This is a genomic window from Pararhizobium polonicum (genome assembly GCF_001687365.1).
Classification (GTDB): Bacteria; Pseudomonadota; Alphaproteobacteria; order Rhizobiales; family Rhizobiaceae; genus Pararhizobium; species Pararhizobium polonicum.
In genome coordinates, this window is sequence record NZ_LGLV01000012.1 from 19453 (window position 1) to 38116 (window position 18664).

Annotated in this window: 21 protein-coding genes; 7 read left to right on the forward strand and 14 right to left on the reverse strand. The window is 61.9% G+C overall.

From position 1 onward, the window contains the following. Nucleotides 1-70: 70 nt before the first annotated feature. Complete coding sequence (locus tag ADU59_RS18855; protein WP_274534654.1) at nucleotides 71-961, forward strand: NAD(P)-dependent oxidoreductase; 891 nt, start codon at nucleotides 71-73, stop codon at nucleotides 959-961. A gap of 22 nt (nucleotides 962-983) precedes the next feature. On the opposite strand, the gene ADU59_RS18860 is transcribed toward ADU59_RS18855, so the two are convergent. The 5 genes from ADU59_RS18860 to ADU59_RS18880 form a co-directional block, all read right to left on the reverse strand. Beyond that, nucleotides 984-1277: a type II toxin-antitoxin system RelE/ParE family toxin gene (locus tag ADU59_RS18860; protein WP_068955700.1), complete on the reverse strand. Its 294-nt coding sequence runs from the start codon at nucleotides 1275-1277 to the stop codon at nucleotides 984-986. Nucleotides 1278-1281: 4 nt separating this feature from the next. Further along, complete coding sequence (locus ADU59_RS18865) at nucleotides 1282-1563, reverse strand: ribbon-helix-helix domain-containing protein (protein ID WP_068955701.1); 282 nt, start codon at nucleotides 1561-1563, stop codon at nucleotides 1282-1284. Between the two features lie 58 nt (nucleotides 1564-1621). Then, entirely contained in the window at nucleotides 1622-2110 is a 489-nt protein-coding gene (locus ADU59_RS18870; protein WP_068955702.1) for an Lrp/AsnC family transcriptional regulator, read from the reverse strand. 65 nt (nucleotides 2111-2175) lie between these two features. Further along, nucleotides 2176-2808, reverse strand: coding sequence for a uracil-DNA glycosylase family protein (locus ADU59_RS18875; RefSeq protein ID WP_068955703.1), 633 nt, complete (start codon nucleotides 2806-2808; stop codon nucleotides 2176-2178). Beyond that, complete coding sequence (locus ADU59_RS18880; RefSeq protein ID WP_068955911.1) at nucleotides 2801-3391, reverse strand: thermonuclease family protein; 591 nt, start codon at nucleotides 3389-3391, stop codon at nucleotides 2801-2803. Before ADU59_RS18880 ends, ADU59_RS18875 begins: the two co-directional genes overlap by 8 nt. A 138-nt stretch (nucleotides 3392-3529) precedes the next feature. Between ADU59_RS18880 and ADU59_RS18885 the strand changes: the two genes are divergently transcribed. Then, nucleotides 3530-5065 (forward strand): sensor histidine kinase, encoded by a 1536-nt coding sequence (locus ADU59_RS18885; protein WP_068955704.1) that lies wholly within the window; start codon nucleotides 3530-3532, stop codon nucleotides 5063-5065. Nucleotides 5066-5071: 6 nt separating this feature from the next. Here ADU59_RS18885 and ADU59_RS18890 read toward each other — a convergent pair whose 3' ends face one another. The 5 genes from ADU59_RS18890 to cobT form a co-directional block, all read right to left on the reverse strand. After that, nucleotides 5072-6130: an ABC transporter ATP-binding protein gene (locus ADU59_RS18890; RefSeq protein ID WP_068955705.1), complete on the reverse strand. Its 1059-nt coding sequence runs from the start codon at nucleotides 6128-6130 to the stop codon at nucleotides 5072-5074. Further along, complete coding sequence (locus ADU59_RS18895) at nucleotides 6127-7668, reverse strand: ABC transporter permease (RefSeq protein ID WP_244506467.1); 1542 nt, start codon at nucleotides 7666-7668, stop codon at nucleotides 6127-6129. The genes ADU59_RS18890 and ADU59_RS18895 overlap by 4 nt, the downstream gene beginning before the upstream one ends. Nucleotides 7669-7842: 174 nt before the next feature. Continuing rightward, entirely contained in the window at nucleotides 7843-8862 is a 1020-nt protein-coding gene (locus ADU59_RS18900) for an iron ABC transporter substrate-binding protein (protein WP_068955706.1), read from the reverse strand. 163 nt (nucleotides 8863-9025) lie between these two features. Then, nucleotides 9026-9442: a diacylglycerol kinase gene (locus ADU59_RS18905; protein WP_068955707.1), complete on the reverse strand. Its 417-nt coding sequence runs from the start codon at nucleotides 9440-9442 to the stop codon at nucleotides 9026-9028. A 238-nt stretch (nucleotides 9443-9680) separates the two neighbouring features. Then, a complete protein-coding gene (gene cobT / locus ADU59_RS18910; RefSeq protein WP_068955708.1) occupies nucleotides 9681-10697 on the reverse strand; it encodes a nicotinate-nucleotide--dimethylbenzimidazole phosphoribosyltransferase in 1017 nt (338 codons plus the stop codon). 267 nt (nucleotides 10698-10964) lie between these two features. Between cobT and ADU59_RS18915 the strand changes: the two genes are divergently transcribed. The 5 genes from ADU59_RS18915 (at nucleotide 10965) to ADU59_RS18935 (ending at nucleotide 14930) form a co-directional block, all read left to right on the forward strand. Continuing rightward, nucleotides 10965-11753 (forward strand): adenosylcobinamide-GDP ribazoletransferase, encoded by a 789-nt coding sequence (locus tag ADU59_RS18915; RefSeq protein ID WP_068955709.1) that lies wholly within the window; start codon nucleotides 10965-10967, stop codon nucleotides 11751-11753. Nucleotides 11754-11800: 47 nt separating this feature from the next. Then, a complete protein-coding gene (locus tag ADU59_RS18920; RefSeq protein ID WP_068955710.1) occupies nucleotides 11801-12025 on the forward strand; it encodes a DUF1289 domain-containing protein in 225 nt (74 codons plus the stop codon). Then, nucleotides 12022-12723 (forward strand): TIGR02281 family clan AA aspartic protease, encoded by a 702-nt coding sequence (locus ADU59_RS18925; RefSeq protein WP_068955711.1) that lies wholly within the window; start codon nucleotides 12022-12024, stop codon nucleotides 12721-12723. The genes ADU59_RS18920 and ADU59_RS18925 overlap by 4 nt, the downstream gene beginning before the upstream one ends. A gap of 21 nt (nucleotides 12724-12744) precedes the next feature. After that, nucleotides 12745-13227 carry a hypothetical protein gene (locus ADU59_RS18930; protein ID WP_068955712.1) on the forward strand — a complete coding sequence of 161 codons (483 nt, stop codon included), beginning with the start codon at nucleotides 12745-12747 and terminating at the stop codon, nucleotides 13225-13227. Nucleotides 13228-13790: 563 nt separating this feature from the next. Beyond that, entirely contained in the window at nucleotides 13791-14930 is a 1140-nt protein-coding gene (locus tag ADU59_RS18935; protein ID WP_068955713.1) for a glycosyltransferase, read from the forward strand. A 66-nt stretch (nucleotides 14931-14996) separates the two neighbouring features. On the opposite strand, the gene ADU59_RS18940 is transcribed toward ADU59_RS18935, so the two are convergent. From ADU59_RS18940 to ADU59_RS18955, 4 genes are all read right to left on the reverse strand, one after another. Continuing rightward, the gene (locus tag ADU59_RS18940) at nucleotides 14997-15536 is read right to left on the reverse strand and encodes a hypothetical protein (protein ID WP_068955714.1); all 540 of its coding nucleotides are present in this window, start codon (nucleotides 15534-15536) and stop codon (nucleotides 14997-14999) included. A gap of 78 nt (nucleotides 15537-15614) precedes the next feature. Further along, nucleotides 15615-16376, reverse strand: a complete 762-nt coding sequence (locus ADU59_RS18945) for an ABC transporter permease (protein WP_068955715.1) — start codon at nucleotides 16374-16376, stop codon at nucleotides 15615-15617. After that, nucleotides 16373-17299, reverse strand: coding sequence for an ABC transporter ATP-binding protein (locus tag ADU59_RS18950; RefSeq protein ID WP_068955716.1), 927 nt, complete (start codon nucleotides 17297-17299; stop codon nucleotides 16373-16375). Before ADU59_RS18950 ends, ADU59_RS18945 begins: the two co-directional genes overlap by 4 nt. A gap of 344 nt (nucleotides 17300-17643) precedes the next feature. Then, nucleotides 17644-18645: an NADP-dependent oxidoreductase gene (locus ADU59_RS18955; RefSeq protein ID WP_068955717.1), complete on the reverse strand. Its 1002-nt coding sequence runs from the start codon at nucleotides 18643-18645 to the stop codon at nucleotides 17644-17646. Between the last annotated feature and the right edge of the window lie 19 nt (nucleotides 18646-18664).

Below are 18664 nucleotides of genomic sequence, written 5' to 3' on the forward strand. Positions count from 1 at the left end.
GCGCAGCCACCCGCAGGCCCTTCCCCGCTCCGGCCGCATCGGTTAGAGCATCTAGGTCTCGCAAGATCAGATTCTCAGGAGTTTTCGAATGGCTAAAGTCGCGTTCATTGGTCTCGGCGTCATGGGATATCCGATGGCCGGTCACCTGAAGGTCAAGGGCGGCCACGCGCTGACCGTCTATAACCGGACATTCTCGAAAGCCGAAAAATGGGCGGTGGAATTCGGCGGACGCGCCGCATCGACGCCGGCCGAAGCTGCCGATGGCGCCGATTTCATCTTCTCCTGCGTCGGCAATGACGACGACCTGCGCTCGGTCACCACAGGCAAGGACGGCGCCTTCGAAACCCTGAAATCCGGTGCCGTCTTCGTCGACAACACCACAGCCTCGGCCGAGGTCGCCCGCGAGCTTGATGCAGCCGCCACCGCACGCGGCGCCCATTTCATCGACGCTCCGGTGTCCGGTGGCCAGGCGGGCGCCGAAAACGGCGTGCTGACGGTGATGTGCGGCGGCGATCCGGCCGTATTCGAGCGCGCCCGGCCGGTCATCGATGCCTATGCCCGCATGGTCGGCCTGATGGGACCTGCCGGTTCAGGCCAGCTGACCAAGATGGTCAACCAGATCTGCATCGCCGGCCTCGTCCAGGGGCTGGCCGAAGGCATCCATTTCGGCAAGAAGGCCGGCCTCGACATCGAGAAGGTCATCGAGGTCATTTCCAAGGGGGCCGCCGGGTCCTGGCAGATGGAAAACCGCCACAAGACCATGAACGCCGGCAAATACGACTTCGGTTTCGCCGTCGACTGGATGCGCAAGGATCTGGATATCGTCCTTGCCGAAGCCCGCAACAACGGCGCCCGCCTGCCGGCCACAGCCCTCGTCGACCAGTTCTATGCCGAGGTGCAGGCCATGGGCGGCAACCGCTGGGACACCTCGTCGCTGCTGGCGCGTCTGGACAGCAAATAAATCCCGCCAGGTTCGGGGCGCCCTATTCGATCGTCTCCGAACCTATTTTCCGGCGGCCGTGAAGCACTCTCAAGATCGTTACGGTCCCGTCGCTGTAACGATAAAGAATGAGGTGGTTTCCCAAGGTCAAATGCCGGAGACCGGCCGCTATGTCATCGCGCCTCTGACCGGACTCCGGATAAACGAGCAATTGCTCAAAACGGTTCTGAAAGGAATCCAGCAGCCTGTCGGCTGCCGTCAGATTTTCTTGTGCCAGATAGGTCCAGATATCGATCAGGTCCTGATCGGCAGCAACGGTGCGTGAAAGAACACGCAATCGATCACCGTTTCATCGTCGATTTTGCCGCATAAAGCCGGCGTGCCTCGGTCTTGAGGTCATCCATCGTCACGAATCGGCTGGTCCCGCTGCCTTCGGCCTCTCGAACCATATCGCCAAGCTCTTCGGGAGAATATCCGAGAAGATCACGCCGCTCTTTCCACTCCCGCACCGCTTCGCCAACGACATCGCTCGGCGAAGCATAGCCGCCCTTTTCCACCGCATCGCGAAGGAAATCAGCAGTTTCCTGCGTTAGCGACACGGTTACTTTCTCGACGACGCCCATAGCAACCTCCGTTCAACTCATCCAACATAAGCGTTCGATAAAGTCGCGGCAAGCAGCCTCAATCCTCGCTGGATTTCGCCTGATCGATCACCATGTAGTCGAGCGGTAGCTGCGTCGTGTACTTGATCTGCTCCATCGCGAAGGCCGAGGACACGTCGCGGATCTCGATCTTGGCGATCATCCGCTTGTAGAAGGCGTCATAGGCGGCAATGTCGGGCACCACGACGCGCAGCAGATAGTCGACATCGCCGCTCATGCGGTAGAATTCCACCACTTCCGGAAATTCGCCGACCACTTCGGAAAAGCGCCGCAGCCATTCGATCGAATGGGTGTTGGTGCGGATCGACACGAACACCGTGACCTTGGTGTTGACCTTGACCGGATCGAGCAGCGCCACGCGGCCGCGGATCACCCCGTCTTCCTCCATCTTCTGGATGCGGCGCCAGCAAGGTGTGGTGGACAGGCCGACCTTTTTGGCGAGATCGGCAACGGCGAGCGTGGAATCTTCCTGCAACAGGCGCAGGATTTTGCGGTCAAGACGATCCATAAACAGCCTCCTTCGAATATTATTCTCTCTATAGCGTGAAATTAGCCAAATGAAAGAAAATTGTTTCAGGCAGTCATTTTTTCGACGCGCGCGCGCAGGACCGGCAGGACGTCGGCTTCGAACCAGGGATTTTTCTTCAGCCAGCCGGTATTGCGCCAGCTCGGATGCGGCAGGGCGAGCACCGCCGGACCGGTGTTCGAGCCCAGATAGCTGCGCCAGTTGCGCACCGTTTCGGTCATCGTCGCAGCCCGCCGGTCGCCAAGATGCCAGGTTTGCGCATAGTGGCCGATGGCCAGCACCAGCTCGATCTGCGGCATCGCGTCGATGACCGTTTGGCGCCAGCGCGGCGCGCATTCCCGGCGCGGCGGCAGGTCGCTGCCATGGACATCGTAGCCGGGAAAGCAGAACCCCATCGGCACGATGGCGAAAAGGCCGGGGTCGTAAAACTGCGCGCGGGTCACACCGAGCCATTGCCGCAACCGATCGCCGGAGGCATCGTTGAACGGCAACCCGCTCTCATGGACGCGCAATCCCGGCGCCTGACCAGCGATCAGGATCCGCGCTGCCGACGAGATCACCGCGACCGGACGCGGCTCGTGCGGCAGCCGGTGCTCCGCCCCGCGCGCCGGGGCATCGCGACAGATCCGGCAGGCGGCAATCGCCGCGCGCAAATCTTCAAGCCCGTCGCCCTCAGCCATTCCACAGCCCCGCAAATATCGCCTTTACCCTGTCGCCAAACTGCTGAAACAGCGTATCCGGCGAGTTATCCGGCCTATGCGGCGCCTCGTCCATACCGCCATGGGTCTGCCGCCAGGTCCGCGGTGCATCGAAGGTGCCGGCCCAGAGCCCGAGGCGGTCCCTTCTCGCGGCATCTTCCTCTGCTGCATATTTCCCGAAGGCGACGGCATAACCGCCAGCAACCATTGCTGCATTGAGATCACGATTTCGCGCCGAGCAGACGGCCAGCAACCGCCCGTACCGGTCGGCGCCATCGACCGCGCATATCGTTTGCTCCGCGCCGATCAGCCCCCGCAGACGGTCCCTCGCCTCGGTACCGCAGGGCCAGTCCTGCGCACCGCGCCGGCAGACCTGCCGCAGTTCCGGCGCATCGATGCCCGTCAGCCGGATGCGCTTGCCGTCAAGCACCAGCGTATCACCGTCGACAATGCGCGCCCGCCCGGACATCGTCTCGCCTTGCGAACTGTCGAGGCGCACCACGATCAGCCCGATGAACAGCAGGATCAATGCCGTCAGCAGAAGGTCGCGGATGAGGCGTGCCATGCGTTGCATTGTTGTCCTGACTGGCCGCAACCATCGAATTCAGCCGATGGAATATGCGTCGAAAAACACGAAACCGCAGCAACTTCTTAAGGATTCCCCCTTAAAGTTCAACGGATTCCGTTAACGCATTTGAGAGTCATGAGTAAGGGCGTCAGCACCTCGACCGACAAGATTATCGTCGACAAATCGCGCAGCCATCGCAACACGGCTGTGTCGAAGGCCGTGCGCATGACCCGTGAACGCCTGCAGGCCGGCCCGTCGAATACGTCCGGCTTCGACAGGGAAATGCTCGGACTTCATATCGATTCGATGCTGCAGGGCGCCATCGCCATGCCGATCTTCGTGCTGATCGTCACCGGTATCGGCATCTATCTCTCGCAAAGCCTCGATCTCGTTCTCTGGGGCATCATGGGGCTGTGCGTCCATGCCCTCGGCATCCTGCTGGCGCGCCGGGCCAAGACGCTGGACATCCCGGTCGAGCTGGTGCCCTCCTGGCAACGCCGCTTTCTGATCGTCCAGATCGTGTTCGGCTGCTGCTGGGCGATCTTCATGCTGCAGGATTGCGACAGCTGCGGCCCGGTCAATTACGGCTTCTTCAAGGGCGCCGTCCTGCTGATCGCACTGGCTGCGACGGCGATGAGCACGTTTCTCCTGCGCAACGCCCTGCTCTTCACCTTCATTCCCGTCATTCTGGTGCTCGCCGGCATAACGCTGAATACCCGTGATGCCGGTTACATGGCGCTGACGGCGGTTGTCTCGACCTCGCTGGTCTTCCTCGTCTTCATGACCAAGCGCATGCACCGCGCCAATGTCCACATCCTGTCGGTGCAATCGGAAAAGGACGACCTGATCGCCGAGCTCGAGGTGGCCAAGTCGATGTCCGACGAGGCCCGCCGCCGCGCCGAGGAAGCCAATCTCGCCAAATCCCGCTTTCTGGCCTCCATGTCGCATGAGCTGCGCACGCCGCTCAACGCCATTCTCGGCTTCTCCGAGGTCATGTCGACGGAAGTGCTCGGCCCGCTCAACAACCCGATCTACAAGGAATATACCGGCGACATCCATCGCTCCGGCCAGCACCTGCTCGACCTGATCAACGAGATCCTCGATCTGTCGCGCATTGAGGCCGGAAAATATGATCTGAGCGAGGAAGCCATCCAGCTGGTCGAGATCACCGAGGATTGCATCGGCATGGTGCAGCTGAAAGCCCGCACCAAGAACATCAGCATCACCGAACAGTTCGAATACGGCATGCCCTCGGTCTGGGTAGACGAAAAGTCGATGCGCCAGGTGGTCCTGAACCTGTTGTCGAACGCCGTGAAATTCACGCCGTCTGGCGGCGAGATCTCCGTCAAGGTCGGCTGGACGGCCGGCGGCGGCCAGTATCTCTCCATCAAGGACAACGGACCGGGCATCCCCGAAGAAGAAATTCCCGTCGTCCTCTCGGCCTTCGGCCAGGGCTCGATCGCCATCAAGAGCGCCGAACAGGGAACCGGTCTCGGCCTGCCGATCGTGCAGGCGATCCTTGCCAAGCACAACGGCCAGTTCATCCTGCGCTCGAAACTGCGCGAAGGCACGGAAGCCATCGCCATCCTGCCGTCAAAGCGCGTGCTGCAGAGCGTTCCGGCCGTCGAAGACGCACCGGCCGTCGCGCGCCGCAGGAAAAGCTTCGCTTAGAGCGCGTCAATCGGCCAGCACATGTGCCGTGCCGTGGACGCTGATATTCACCAGATCGCCGGGCTCGGGGATCTCGGAGCCGACGCATTTGATCGACAGGAAATCCGGCATCGCCCGGTCGCTGCGGTCGATCCGGACGAGAACCATGCAGTTGCCGCCGCCGAACTCCACGTCATCGACACGGCCGACCGCGCCCTCGGGCCTGGTCCCGGCAGCGGCCGTGGTCAGACGCAGCTGTTCCGGACGCAGCATGATCGTCGCCTGCCCCGCCTTCAGGCCCCGCTCGACCGTCAGCTGGCCCAGCGCGCAGGTTGCCCGATCCGCCGTGATATGGGCGTCCAGCAGGATGGCCTCTCCAAGGAAGGCCGCGGTTTCCCGGTCGTGCGGTTTTTTATAGAGCACACGGGGCGGCCCGAACTGCACCAGCCGGCCCTGCCGCAGCACCGCCACCTGATCGGCAAAGGACAGCGCTTCGGCCTGATCGTGCGTCACCAGGATCGCGGTCGTGCCCGAGGCGCGCAGCACGCGTGCCACCGTTCGCCGCATCGTGTCGCGCAAGCCGGTGTCGAGCGCCGAAAACGGCTCGTCGAGCAGCATCAGCCGGGGCTTGAGCGCCAAGGCCCGCGCCAGCGCCACACGCTGCTGCTGGCCGCCGGAAAGCTGATGCGGGCGACGGGCGGCCATGATGGCGTCCAGCTCGACCATCTCCATCAGCTCGGTGATCCGCTGGTCGCGGCCCGGTGCATGCTTGGCCAGTCCGAAACCGATATTGTCGGCGACGGTCAGATGCGGAAACAGCGCGCCATCCTGCGCGACAATGCCGATGCCGCGCTTGTGCGCGGGAACAAGAATGCCGTTGCCGGCCAGAGTCCGGCCATCCAGCACCAGCGATCCGCTATCGGGCGTCTCGAAACCGGCAATGATGCGCAGCAGCGTCGTCTTGCCGGAACCGGACGGCCCGACGATCGCGGTGCGCCCACCCGCCTCGAGATTGATATCGATGGTGTCCAGGGCCACTGTCGCGCCGTAGGATTTGCTGATGGCGTCGATTGTCAGAAACGTCATTGTCCGGTTGCCCGTCTGGATTGCGCGTAAAGAAGGAAGGTGAGCGGCAGCGACAGAAGCACCATCATCACCGCATAGGGAGCCGCCGCGACATAGTCGATCTCGCTGGTGAGCGACCAGAATTTGGTGGCCAGCGTCTCGACGCCGGTCGGCGACAGCATCAGGGTCGCCGTCAGTTCGTTGGTGATGCCCAGCGCCACCAGCGCCGTGCTGGCCGCCACACCGGGTGCCGCCAGCCGCATCGTCGTCTGGCGAACCGCCTGGAACGGTGTGCGCCCCAGCGCCATCGCGGCGCGCTCTAGCTCGACCGGGGCCTGCGCGATGCTGGTGCGCAGCCCGACCATGGCGCGCGGCAGAAACAGCATGATGTAGGCGAGGAACAGCGTCGCAAAGGTCTGGTAGAGCGGCAGCACCAGCCGCACCGTGATCGTCACCAGCGCCAGCGCCACCACCACGCCGGGCAGCGAGCCGACATAATAGTGGCAGGCTTCGAATATCCGTTGCAGGCGGCCGGGCGCGCGCACCGACAGCCAGGCCATCGGGGCTGCCGCGATCGTCGCCAGCACGCCGCCGGCAACCGCCAGGACGAGCGTCTGGCCGAAGGCGCTGCCGACGAGATCGATCCGCCAGATTTCGGCGCCGCCGATATAGAGCCAGCGCGTCAGGGTGACGAACGGCACGCCGATGGCGAGCGCCACCGTTGCGATATTCAGGGCAAGCGCCGGAACCAGCATCCGGCCGAGCAGCAGCCGGGCCGCCGGGCGCGCGGCGCCGGAGCCGACCCGAGCATAGCGCTCGCCGCCACGCAGCAGCGCCTCGATCGCCAGAAGCAGCAGACAGCAGCTGACCAGCACGCCAGCCAGCATATTGGCCGCCGGGCCGTTGAAGGCCGACTGGAACTGATCGACGATCGCGGTCGAGAACGTGTCGAAGCGGATCATTACGTAGAGGCCGTATTCGGCCAGAAGATGCAGGCCCACCAGCAGCGAGCCGCCGCAGATCGCCAGCCGCAACTGCGGCAGGACGGCGCGAAAGAACACCTGCCAGGGATTGAGGCCGAGCGAGGCGGCCGCATCCTCGATCGCCGGATCGAGACGCCGCAGCTGCGCTGCCACCGGCAGATAGAGAAACGGAAAATAGGCAAGAACCGAAACCAGCACACCGCCGGTCAGCCCATGCAGCCCGGGAAACAGGCTGATCCAGGCATAGCTGTGGACAAAGGCCGGAACAGCAAGCGGCGCCACCGCCAGCCAGGCCCACAGACGCGCGCCGGGCAGATCGGTCCGCTCGGTCAGCCAGGCAAGGGCCACCGAAAGCACGATCGTCAGCGGAATGGTGCACAGCTCGAGAAGCGCCGTATTGATCAGCAACTCGCCGACACGGCCCCGGAAAATCAGCTTCGACGCCGTTTCCCAGCCGGTCTGGACGGTGATCCAGGCAATGAAGCCGAGCGGCACGAGACTGATGAGCGACACGAACGCCGCCACGATCGTGACCCAGAGGTAGGGAACCCGAGAACGGCCTCTGGCGGCAGTCACCAACCGCCGCAGGGCGGAGTGGGATTCGGCATGAAACGCGGTGGCGCTCAAAATCTCTGCTTTCAAACCCAAAAACACGCGCAGCAGCCCCTTGCGGAGCCGCTGCGAATGTCACCGATAATCCGGATGACGATGCTGAAGCGGAGCGTTCCGTTCAGGTTTAGGCCCTGCCTATCACAGCAGACCGGCTGCCGTCATCAGGTCTGTGACTTTTGCGCTGTTGAGCGTTGCCGGATCGACCTTCGGATATTGCAGATCGGAAAGGGCCGGAAGGGCCGCATTCGACGCTTCGCCGTTGCCGACGGCATATTCGAACGACGTGCCGTCACGCAGGACGGCCTGACCGCCCTTGCCGGTGAGCCAGGCGAGGAACTTCTGGGCATTGTCCTTGTGCTGGCTGGAGGCAAGCACGCCACCGCCGGAAATGCTGACGAAGGCGCCCGGATCCTCGTTCTTGAAGAAATGCAGGGCGACATTGTTGCTGTTCTCGCCGGTCTTCGCCTGATCGCCGTAATAGTAGTAGTTGTAGATCACGGCACCTTCGACTTCGCCGGCATTGACGGCCTTCATCGCCGTCGAGTTGCCCTTGTAGGCGGTGAAGTTTTCCTTCATCGATTTCAGCCAGGAGGCCGTCACGTCTTCGCCCTTCAGCGACAGCAGCGCGCTGACGATCGCCTGGAAGTCGGCGCCGGACGGCGAGGCTGCCCAGCGGCCCTTCCAGCTCGGATCGGCCAGATCGAGCAGCGACTTCGGCAGCTTGTCTTCACTCAGCTTGGTCTTGTCATAGGCAAACACCGTGGAACGGGCGGCAACGCCGATCCAGTGGCCGTTCGACGGACGGAAATTCTCGGGCACCTGCGCCAGCGTGTCGGCGGCAATCGGCTCGAACAGGCCGGCGGCGTCGACCAGCGACATGGCCGGCGAATTTTCCGTCAGGAACACGTCGGCCGGCGATGCGGCCCCTTCCTGAACGATCTGGTTGGCGAATTCCATGTCGCTGCCCTTGCGCAACGTCACCTTGATGCCGGTTTCCTTGGTAAAGGCTTCGGCCCAGGCAACGCCGAGGCTTTCGTGCTGGGCGTTGTAGACGACAATGCCGATGTCCTCCTGCGCCAGGGCCACGGTCGCACCCGTGCTGGCGAAAAGGGCCGCGAGCGCCAAAACGCCTGCTGAACCTGAGAAGGAAATTTTCATGGAAACCTCTCTAAAGTTTTCTGCGGACCATCCTGTCCGGCGGCTCCGGTATATAATCATGATCCTATTCGTCAACTTTGATTCATGCAGGCCGGCACCGGCGCCGCTCAATTAAATGTGACTAATCAAGAGGGAATAAAATCACGGTTCGCGGTTGACGGCGTCAAATGCTGAGAAAATGTGAGAAAAACACCACATAAGCGACATAGCCGGCATTGGCGAGGATCACGCAGAGGCAGGCGAGCGAGCCGAGATCCTTGGCATTCTTGCCCATTTCGGAAATTTCCGGCGAAACGCGATCGACGATTTCCTCGATCGCGGTGTTCAGAGCCTCGAAAGCGATCATCAGCAGAAACAGCACGAATGCCGCGACATACTGGAAGAGGGTCGCACCGGTGATCACGAAGGCGATCATGGCGACGGCGAACCCGCCCAGTTCATGGCGAAACGCGGCCTCGCCCAGAAGGCGCTTTGCGCCACCGAAGGAGTAGGTCGCGGCCGCAAAGAAATGCCGGATACCCGTCAGCTTTTTTACCGGCTTTTCGCTGCCCATTCCCCGATAGTCCTCGTCCAGATACATGCTTGCTTCGCGCTCCACAAAAAGTTGCATGGAACACGCGATACTGACATCAGCCTGAATGCGCCGTGAACACGGGCGATACACGCCGCGACCGCCAGAAAAGATCGCCGCATCCGAATATGGGGAAAGCCCTGGGCTATCAAGCCCCAACACGGCTTTCCAGGCCGGCAAGGCTTACAATTAACGGTAGCGGCGGATCAATCGTCCGCCGGCCGGTGCCATGACCTGCAGGCGACGGTCAGCTCTTGTTGCTGACGCCGGCCTGCGCAAAGGTGGCCATGCCCGAATGGCAGGCGGCGGCGGCCTTGACGATACCGGCGGCAAGGGCAGCCCCCGTGCCCTCGCCCAGCCGCATGCCGAGCGCCAGAAGCGGCGTCTTGCCGAGCATTTCGATCGCCCGCATATGGCCGGGCTCCGCCGAAACATGGCCGATCAGGCAATGGTCGAGCGCTGCCGGATTGGCGGCCTTCAGGATGGCGGCGGCGGTCGTTGCGACATAACCGTCGATGATGACGGGAATTTTCTGCATGCGGGCGGCCAGGATCGCACCGGCCATGGCGGCGATCTCGCGGCCGCCGAGACGGCGCAGCACTTCGAGCGGATCGGACAGATGATCGGCATGCAGCGCCACCGCCTTTTCGACGGCGGCGATCTTGCGGGCCAGCACCTCGCCCTGCGCTCCGGTGCCGGGGCCAACCCAGTCCTCGGCGGTGCCGCCATACAGCGCCAGATTGATGGCGGCCGCGATCGTCGTGTTGCCGATGCCCATTTCGCCGATGCACAACAGGTCGGTGCCGCCGGCGACCGCTTCCATGCCGAAAGCCATGGTGGCGGCGCAGTCGCGCTCGGAAAGGGCCGCTTCTTCGGTAATGTCGCCCGTCGGATATTCCAGCGCCAGATCGAACACCTTCAGCCCGAGATCATGGCTGACGCAGATCTGGTTGATGGCAGCGCCGCCGGCGGCGAAATTCTCGACCATCTGCGCCGTCACCGATGGCGGAAACGGCGTCACGCCCTGCCTGGTCACGCCATGATTGCCGGCAAAGATCGCCACGAGCGGCCGGTTGACGGCCGGCGCCCTGCCCGTCCAGGCGGCAAGCCAGAAGGCGATTTCTTCCAGCCGGCCCAGCGCGCCCGGCGGCTTGGTCAGTTGCGCGTCACGCTCGCGCGCCGCCACCAGCGCCGCGCTGTCGGGGCCCGGAAGGTTGCGCAGCAACTCGCGGAAATCATCGAACGGCAGGCCGCTGGCACTCATGGTCGGTATCCTCTTGTCGTCGTCTCGTCAGCAGGGTTTCGCCCCGCAAAGCTGCCCCCTCATAAAGCGCGGCGACAAATCCGGCAACGGCATTTGCACCGGTTCGTGTCGCCGTCGCATGATCAGCGGGAAAACACCGATTCGCGGGGACGGATCGGCCCGGAGCATCCGGATGCGAGTGGAATCACTCGGCATCGAGCAGGATGCTCCAAAATCAAAGATCGGAGCGTTTTCCCGCCTTCGCGGGAAAACCGGGGGGAAACCAATATGTTCGATATCCGCGATTTCATCGACGATGTGGCGCGCTCGGTGGCGTTCCTCAGCCGTATCCACATGCCGCAGCGCCATTTCGCCGGTTTCGACGGCCGCCTCAGCCGCGCCGTGCGCGCCTTTCCGCTGGCCGGGCTGCTGATCGCGCTGCCGGCGGCCGCCATCGTGTCGATCTTCAGCGCCATTCAGGTGTCGCCGCTGTTCACCGCCTTCGTTGCCGTGGCGATCCAGGCGCTGATCACCGGCGCCCTGCACGAGGACGGCCTCAGCGACACCGCCGACGGCCTTGGCGGCGGCAAGACCAAGGAACGCGCGCTGATCATCATGAAGGACAGCCGCATCGGCTCCTACGGCGCCGTCGCCCTCATCCTGTCCTTTGGTCTCAGGGTCTCCGCACTTGCCGCCGTGCTGCCGCTGGTGTCGCCCAGCGGTGCCGGACTTCTGGTGCTGGCCGCAGCCGCGCTCAGCCGCGCCGCCATGGTCTGGCACTGGTCGAAACTGCCGCCGGCCCGCCAGGACGGCGTTGCCGCTTCAGCCGGAGAGCCGCAGGCCGCCGCCGTTACCTTTGCGCTCGTTCTCGGCGTCGCCTCCGCCGCTCTCCTGCTGCTGCTGTCCGGTGCCCCGCTGCTTGCCTGCGTGCTGGCCATCGCCGCCTTTGTGGCCACCGTGCCAGCCTTCAGCCAAATCGTCGACGGCAAGATCGGTGGCCACACGGGCGACACAATCGGAGCGACACAACAATTGACCGAAATCGCCGTTTTCGCCGCCCTTGCGCTGGCGATCTGAAACGACGATATAGTTTGGAACGTTCTTTATCCGGACATCGTACCTTCATGGAATCGCCTTGCATTCTCGTCTGTTCGATCGACATGAAAACCGGATACTGCTTCGGTTGCGGACGCACGCGTGACGAGATCGGCGCCTGGACGCTCTACACATCCGATGAGCGCCGCGACATCATGAACAGCCTGCCTGCCCGGATGGAAACCATGGAACGCAAGCCGCGGCGCGAAACACGCCGGACCCGCATGGCCCGCGAAAGGGTGAGCGGCGCATGAACAGGCTGACCATTCTTCTGGGCATTCTTGCCATCGGCCTCGTCTTTCTCATCCTCAACCACGACAGCGGCCGCACGCTCGGCCTCGTCAACGACGATTTCGGCCGCCTTGTGACGCTCGGCGCCATCGCGGCGATGATCGGCACCGGCATCGTTCAGAGCCGGGGGCATCTCGGCCAGAGCCTGCGCCAGTTCGGCATCTGGGTGCTGATCATCCTGATCCTCGTCTCGGGCTATCTGTACCGCCGCGATCTCCAGTCTTTCGGAAACCGGCTGGCCGGCGGCCTCGTTCCCGGCCGCGCGGTCGTCTTCACCGACAATGAAGGCATGCAGGAAGTCGTGCTGCACAAGGTAGAGAACGGCCATTTCGAAACGCCGGTGACGGTCAATGGCGCAACGGTCCAGATGCTGGTCGATACCGGCGCCAGCCGGGTGGCATTGTCCTACGAGGATGCCGAAGCACTCGGCCTCAACCCCGGCGGCCTCGCCTATACCCAGACAGTCCTGACCGCCAACGGCCAGGCCCGCGCCGCCCCTGTGACGCTCGCGGAAGTCTCGATCGGCCCGATCGTCCGCAACGACATCAAGGCCATGGTGGCCGAGGAAGGCAAGCTCGACCAGAGCCTGCTCGGCATGAGCTTCCTCTCGACCCTGGATTTCCTGCAGATGCAGACGGATGAGCTGAGGCTGAGGGATTAGCAAGATCGACGGAGACCAAACATGAGCCGGTTGTTGCGATCGCTGCCTATCGTTGCTGCTGCGATGCTATCGCCTGTCAGCGCATTTGCCGAAGATCCGGTGTTCCACGGACGGTGGCAGCAGGTGGATTCGAATGCCGGCCGATGCAACACCTGCCTCATCGCCATTGTCCGGCACGGAGAGCTTCTCACCGTAACGGCAAACAACGGCTGGTCGGCCGTCATTCAGGCCGATCGCCGCGGACAAGCGCCGTTTTCGACAGGAACAGGCCAATGGCAGAACAAGGCATCCGCCGTTTATAGCAACGCCCCCTTCGAGCTCGGCTTCGCCCGCCGCGGCGAACAGCTTCACATACTGATGATGGTCAAATCCGATGACGGGACGACCAACGCGATCAGGGCGGTTTTCAGTCGGCCGGTACCCGAAATCAACAAGCGGAGAGGCCTGCCGCCGGTGTCGAGGATCGGCTTTTCAAACCTCGCGCATCCCGGCAAACCTCGTTAACTCAGCAAGCGGTATCCCGACTTGAATGTTCATGTCCGCAATTCCATAAACAACATACTGACTGAGGACGGTAAGTTCGTTCAAAGCCCGTTCGTCATGAGTTTTCTTTAACGCTGGATTTCCTGCAGATACAGGCGAACGAGTTGCAGTTGAGGGGCTAATTTCGCTTTATCTCCCCCCCTTGCAGGGGAGAAAGCAATTTCAGCATCTTAGCTGAAAGCTAAGTGCTAGAAATTGCAAGTGAGGGGGTAGGCATGGAGGCAAGCAAAGTTGCCCCCTCACCAGCAAAATTGAACACTTAGCCTGCGGCTAAGATGTTGATTTTGCGTCCTCTCCCGCAAGGGGAGAGGTAACTCCCGTCAATTCCGCAATCCATGTCAGCAATCCCCGCCGGCACCGCCAGAACGCCGACGATGATCGATCAGCGGCGGAGCCCTGCCGCCCGTGTCAGGAACCAGTTCCCCCGCCTGTCATCCGCGTGTCATGTGACAATGATGTTTCTGGATCGCAAAGCTGCTGTGGCAGATTCGCCATGACGCGGCGGTGCGAGCAAGGAACAGTGCATGATCATCACGTTTGCCGCTGCGGCCGCAATCCTCGTCCTCGTCAATCTTCTCAGCATCATCATCGCCGGCTGGCGGATGGCGCCAAGCGGGAAACCGGCTCCGTCGGTCAGGCAACGGCCGCCGGTCTCGATCGTCGTGCCCGCCCGCGGCATCGAAGCATTCACCACCGAGACGCTCGCGCGCGCCTTTTCGCTCGACTGGCCCGGCTACGAGTTGATCTTTTGCGTCGCCAGTCCGCGCGATCCGGTTGTTGCCGCGATACGCCGGGCGATGGCCGCACATCCCGGCATTCCCACACGCATCCTGACCGGCGACGACCGGATCAGCGCCAATCCGAAGCTCAACAACTGCGTCAAGGGCTGGAAGGCCGCCCGGCACGACTGGGTGATCCTGGCCGATTCCAACGTGCTGATGCCAAAGGACTACGTGGCACATCTGATGGCGGGCTGGCACAGGAACACCGGCCTCGTCTGCTCGACGCCGATCGGCGCGCGCCCGGACGGTTTCTGGGCCGAAGTCGAATGCATGTTCCTCAACACCCAGCAGGCCCGCTGGCAATATGCCGGCGAAGCGCTCGGTTTCGGGTTTGCGCAGGGAAAAAGCATGCTCTGGTTCAAGCCGCTGCTTGACGACAATGGCGGCATCGAAGCGCTCGCCGCCGAGATTGCCGAGGATGCGGCCGCAACCAAGCTGGTCAATCGTCTGGGATACAAGGTCCATCTTGTCTCCTCCCCCTTCGACCAGCCGCTCGGCCGCCGCAGCCGCCACGACGTATGGTCGCGCCAGGCCCGCTGGGCACGCCTGCGCCGCGTCACCTTCCCGCTGTTCTTCACGCCGGAAATTCTGCTCGGCGCCCTGCCGCCGCTCCTGTTGGCGGTCACGGCTGCCCTGCTCGCAGGCGTCAATGCGCCCGCAACCGCCTTCGCCGTCACTGCCGCAATCTACCTGCCGGAACTGGCGCTTGGCCTTGCCAAGGGCTGGCGCGTCTCGCTCCTCTCCCTGCCCGCCATCCTCGTGCGCGACGTCATGCTGCCGCTGGTCTGGATCCGAAGCTGGGGCAACGGCGCCTTCGTCTGGCGCGGCAACGCCATGACGATCGACAAGAATGCTTGCGAACTGGAAGAGGTGGTGCAGTAGAACGGCATGAGGCTTCGCAGGTTTGATGGCGCGACAAGCCACTCTCTCAGCCAGTTTTATTCCAGCTCACGTCGAACGCCGAAAAGGTGCCTTTATCGCCTCCAGAAGGCTACGCTCGTCACCCTGGAGCCCACTTTGAATCCTCATAAAGCGGCGCGGCCAGACCTCCACATTCTTCGTTTCTCTGGAGGCATGTCTAACGAGGGACTTGTAGAACAGTTTCAGTTCGTTCGAAGGACCGGCATGGCTACCATCATACCTTACAAAAAAGCTTTGGTAGGAAATCGACAGTCTGAATATGGTTTGATCTGAAAACGGGAAAGGCACCATCCGCATTGTAAGATGGCCGTCGCCCGCAAATTGATCAACAATATATCTTGAGAGGCCGCTCTTGGCCTCAAGCCATTTGATCACAAATCCCTCTTTGGAAAAGGAGGGCGATTTTATAAAAATCTGCACCGCGCCATTCATGAAACCGTCGCGCAATTCGGAAATATCCTCCACCAAACTGCTTTTCTCATCAACCGCAACGCTTGCCGCCGCAAAGACGGCACTGAGGGTTTCCAGCAGCCGCCTTTCCGTCACGACAAATTCAGTTTCAGTCATCAGAGCTTCCAAATAGCGACTCGAACGCAGTTGATGTCGAAATACGTCCCTCGCCTCAACAATTGAAAAACATCTCAATCAGTTCCGCAACCGGTACCCCGTCCTGAATATCCACGTCAGCAATCCCATCAGCACGGCCAGAAACACGATGATGATTGCAAAGCTCACCACCGGGTTGACGTCGGCGATCTCGAAGAAGCTCCAGCGGAAGCCGCTGATGAGATACAGCACCGGATTGAAATGGCTGACCGCCTGCCAGAAGGGCGGCAGCATGTTGACCGAATAGAAGCTGCCGCCAAGGAAGACCAGCGGCGGGATGACCAGCATCGGGATCAGGTTCAGCTGCTCGAAATCCTTGGCCCAGATGCCGATGATGAAGCCGAACAGGCTGAAGGTGACGGCCGTCAAAACGAAGAACAGCAGCATCACGAAGGGATGGGCGATCGACAGGTCGACGAACAGCGAGGCTGTCCCCAGGATGATGATGCCGATCATCATGCCCTTGGTCGCCGCCGCCCCGACATAGCCGAGCACGATCTCGGTCATCGACACCGGCGAAGACAAAAGCTCGTAGATCGTACCGGTAAATTTCGGAAAATAGATGCCGAACGAGCCGTTGCCGATGCACTGCGTGAGCAGCGTCAGCATGATCAGCCCCGGCGTGATGAAGGCGCCGTAGGAGACCCCGTCGATCTCCTGGATGCGCGAGCCGACGGCAGCGCCGAAGACGATGAAATAGAGCGAGGTGGAGATAACCGGCGAGACGACGCTCTGCAAAAGCGTGCGCCGGGTGCGCGCCATCTCGAAGAAATAGATCGACTTGATCGCTTCGAGGTTCATGCTTTTGCTCCCACCAGTTCGACGAAAATGTCCTCGAGCGAGCTTTGCCGCGTCGAGATGTCCTTGAGCCTGATCCCGGCTTCGGCCAGTGCCGTCAGCAGCGTGGTGATGCCGGTGCGCTCGCCTGCCGTGTTGTAATCGTAGATCAGCGAATTGCCGCCATCCTCGATCTTCAGATCGTAGGACGACAACGTCTCGGGGATGGCCGAAACCGGCTCCTGCAGATCGACGCGTAGCTCCTTGCGGCCAAGCTTCTTCATCAGGTCCTTCTTGTCCTCGATGAGCAGGATCTTGCCGCCATTGATGACGCCCACCCGGTCGGCGATCTCTTCCGCCTCCTCGATGTAGTGCGTCGTCAGGATGATCGTCACGCCGGTCTCGCGCAGCTTCTCGACCACCTGCCACATGTCCTTGCGCAGGTTGACGTCGACACCGGCGGTCGGCTCGTCGAGGAACAGCACGCGCGGCTCATGGGAAAGCGCCTTGGCGATCAGCACCCGGCGCTTCATGCCGCCGGAAAGCTCGCGCAGCATGTTGTCCTTCTTGTCGTAGAGCGACAGGTCCCTCAGCACCTTCTCGATATGGGCGGGATTCGGTTTCTTGCCGTGCAGCCCGCGCGAAAAGGACACCGTGTTCCAGACGGTCTCGAACTGGTCGGTCGTCAGTTCCTGCGGCACCAGCCCGATCATCGAGCGGGTGGCGCGAAAATCCTTGACGACATCGTGGCCGCCGACCAGCACCGTGCCGGACGTTGGATTGACGATGCCGCAGATGATCGAGATCAGCGTCGTCTTGCCGGCGCCGTTCGGCCCCAAAAGCGCAAGGATTTCGCCCTCCTCGATATCGAGGCTGACATCCTTGAGCGCCTGAAAGCCGGACGCATAGGTTTTCACCAGATTGGAAACGGAAACGATGGGCGCCATGAATTTTGTTCCGGGAGGACAGGATTCGGAAAGAGATGCCCTATATGGGGTGTTCTGCCGAAAATTTCAGCTGCAAAATCGCGAAAAGACGAAAACAGACCGTCAATCGCGATGGCAGCCATGTCCGCCGGGGTTTCGACCGCCGCCATCCCGCCGGACCAACGGCTGCGATCGGAAATCCATCCTTTCTGTCATGAAACGGTGATGGTCTTCGCGCATGTTCGCCCCGTGGAACACACAACGCTTGTTTGATTTGCAAGAACCCGCCCGCAGTCCCCCCTTCGGTAAGGTTCGCTTTAGGCCGGTTTCGACCGGCCATTTTTTTTGCCCGCCCCCTGCTGGCATCACTTCACGGCGATAACGACCTTGCCTTTCGCGCGACCCGTTTCGACATAGGCCAGTGCCTCGTTGGTCTTTTCGAACGGGAAGATCCGGTCCACCACCGGGCGTATCACGCCCGTCTCGATCAAAGCGGTGATCTTTGCAAGCTGTCCGCCATTGGCCGTCATGAACAGGAAGGAATAGTGGACGCCCCGGCGTTTTGCTTTTTTCCGGATACCGAAGCTCAGCAGGCGCATGACCTGTTGCAGCAGCCAGCCGGAACCGTTCTCCCTTGCGAAATCCGCATCCGGCGGACCGGAAATCGAGATCAGCTTGCCGCCGGGCTTCAGCACCGAAAGGGATTTCTCCAGCGTGTCCTTGCCAAGACTGTTGAGCACGACGTCATAACCCTGCAGCACTTTTTCGAAGTCGTCCTTCTTGTAATCGACCACGACATCCGCGCCGAGACTTTTGACCAGATCGATATTGGCTGTGCTGGTCGTCGCCGCCACATGGGCGCCGAGATGCTTGGCAAGCTGGATCGCAATCGTGCCCACGCCACCCGAGCCGGCATGGATCAGCACCCTCTGTCCCTTCTGCACATTGGCCCGCTCGACCAGCACCTGCCATGCCGTCAGCGCAACAAGCGGAATCGACGCGGCCTCCTCCATGGTCAGGTTGGCGGGCTTCAGCGCCACATCGGCCGCGTCGATGGCGATAGACTCGGCAAATGTCCCGATGCGATCCTGCGCCGGACGCGCATAGACCGCATCACCCGGCTTGAACTGCGTCACCCTGGCTCCGACCTGGACGACGATACCAGCGACGTCGTTGCCCAGGATCAGCGGCAGCCGGTAGGGCAGGATGAGCTTGAACTCGCCGTCCCGGATCTTGGCATCCAGAACATTCACACTGGCGGCATGGATTTCCACCATCACATCATTGTCCCGCAGCTCCGGCTGCGGGCTTTCGGTGAAACGCAGCGCGCCGCCCTTCACATAGCGATCGATCAGGAATGATTTCATCGGATTGACTTTCGTTTCT

Coding starts and splice junctions, on each gene's coding strand:
- ADU59_RS18920 (WP_068955710.1), top strand. CDS start 11,801: ATGGAATCGCCTTGCATTCTCGTCTGTTCGATCGACATGAAAACCGGA.
- ADU59_RS18905 (WP_068955707.1), bottom strand. CDS start 9,442: ATGTATCTGGACGAGGACTATCGGGGAATGGGCAGCGAAAAGCCGGTA.
- ADU59_RS18880 (WP_068955911.1), bottom strand. CDS start 3,391: ATGGCACGCCTCATCCGCGACCTTCTGCTGACGGCATTGATCCTGCTG.
- ADU59_RS18925 (WP_068955711.1), top strand. CDS start 12,022: ATGAACAGGCTGACCATTCTTCTGGGCATTCTTGCCATCGGCCTCGTC.
- ADU59_RS18950 (WP_068955716.1), bottom strand. CDS start 17,299: ATGGCGCCCATCGTTTCCGTTTCCAATCTGGTGAAAACCTATGCGTCC.
- ADU59_RS18935 (WP_068955713.1), top strand. CDS start 13,791: ATGATCATCACGTTTGCCGCTGCGGCCGCAATCCTCGTCCTCGTCAAT.
- cobT (WP_068955708.1), bottom strand. CDS start 10,697: ATGAGTGCCAGCGGCCTGCCGTTCGATGATTTCCGCGAGTTGCTGCGC.
- ADU59_RS18955 (WP_068955717.1), bottom strand. CDS start 18,645: ATGAAATCATTCCTGATCGATCGCTATGTGAAGGGCGGCGCGCTGCGT.
- ADU59_RS18930 (WP_068955712.1), top strand. CDS start 12,745: ATGAGCCGGTTGTTGCGATCGCTGCCTATCGTTGCTGCTGCGATGCTA.
- ADU59_RS18875 (WP_068955703.1), bottom strand. CDS start 2,808: ATGGCTGAGGGCGACGGGCTTGAAGATTTGCGCGCGGCGATTGCCGCC.
- ADU59_RS18940 (WP_068955714.1), bottom strand. CDS start 15,536: ATGACTGAAACTGAATTTGTCGTGACGGAAAGGCGGCTGCTGGAAACC.
- ADU59_RS18870 (WP_068955702.1), bottom strand. CDS start 2,110: ATGGATCGTCTTGACCGCAAAATCCTGCGCCTGTTGCAGGAAGATTCC.
- ADU59_RS18865 (WP_068955701.1), bottom strand. CDS start 1,563: ATGGGCGTCGTCGAGAAAGTAACCGTGTCGCTAACGCAGGAAACTGCT.
- ADU59_RS18900 (WP_068955706.1), bottom strand. CDS start 8,862: ATGAAAATTTCCTTCTCAGGTTCAGCAGGCGTTTTGGCGCTCGCGGCC.
- ADU59_RS18945 (WP_068955715.1), bottom strand. CDS start 16,376: ATGAACCTCGAAGCGATCAAGTCGATCTATTTCTTCGAGATGGCGCGC.
- ADU59_RS18915 (WP_068955709.1), top strand. CDS start 10,965: ATGTTCGATATCCGCGATTTCATCGACGATGTGGCGCGCTCGGTGGCG.
- ADU59_RS18890 (WP_068955705.1), bottom strand. CDS start 6,130: ATGACGTTTCTGACAATCGACGCCATCAGCAAATCCTACGGCGCGACA.
- ADU59_RS18885 (WP_068955704.1), top strand. CDS start 3,530: ATGAGTAAGGGCGTCAGCACCTCGACCGACAAGATTATCGTCGACAAA.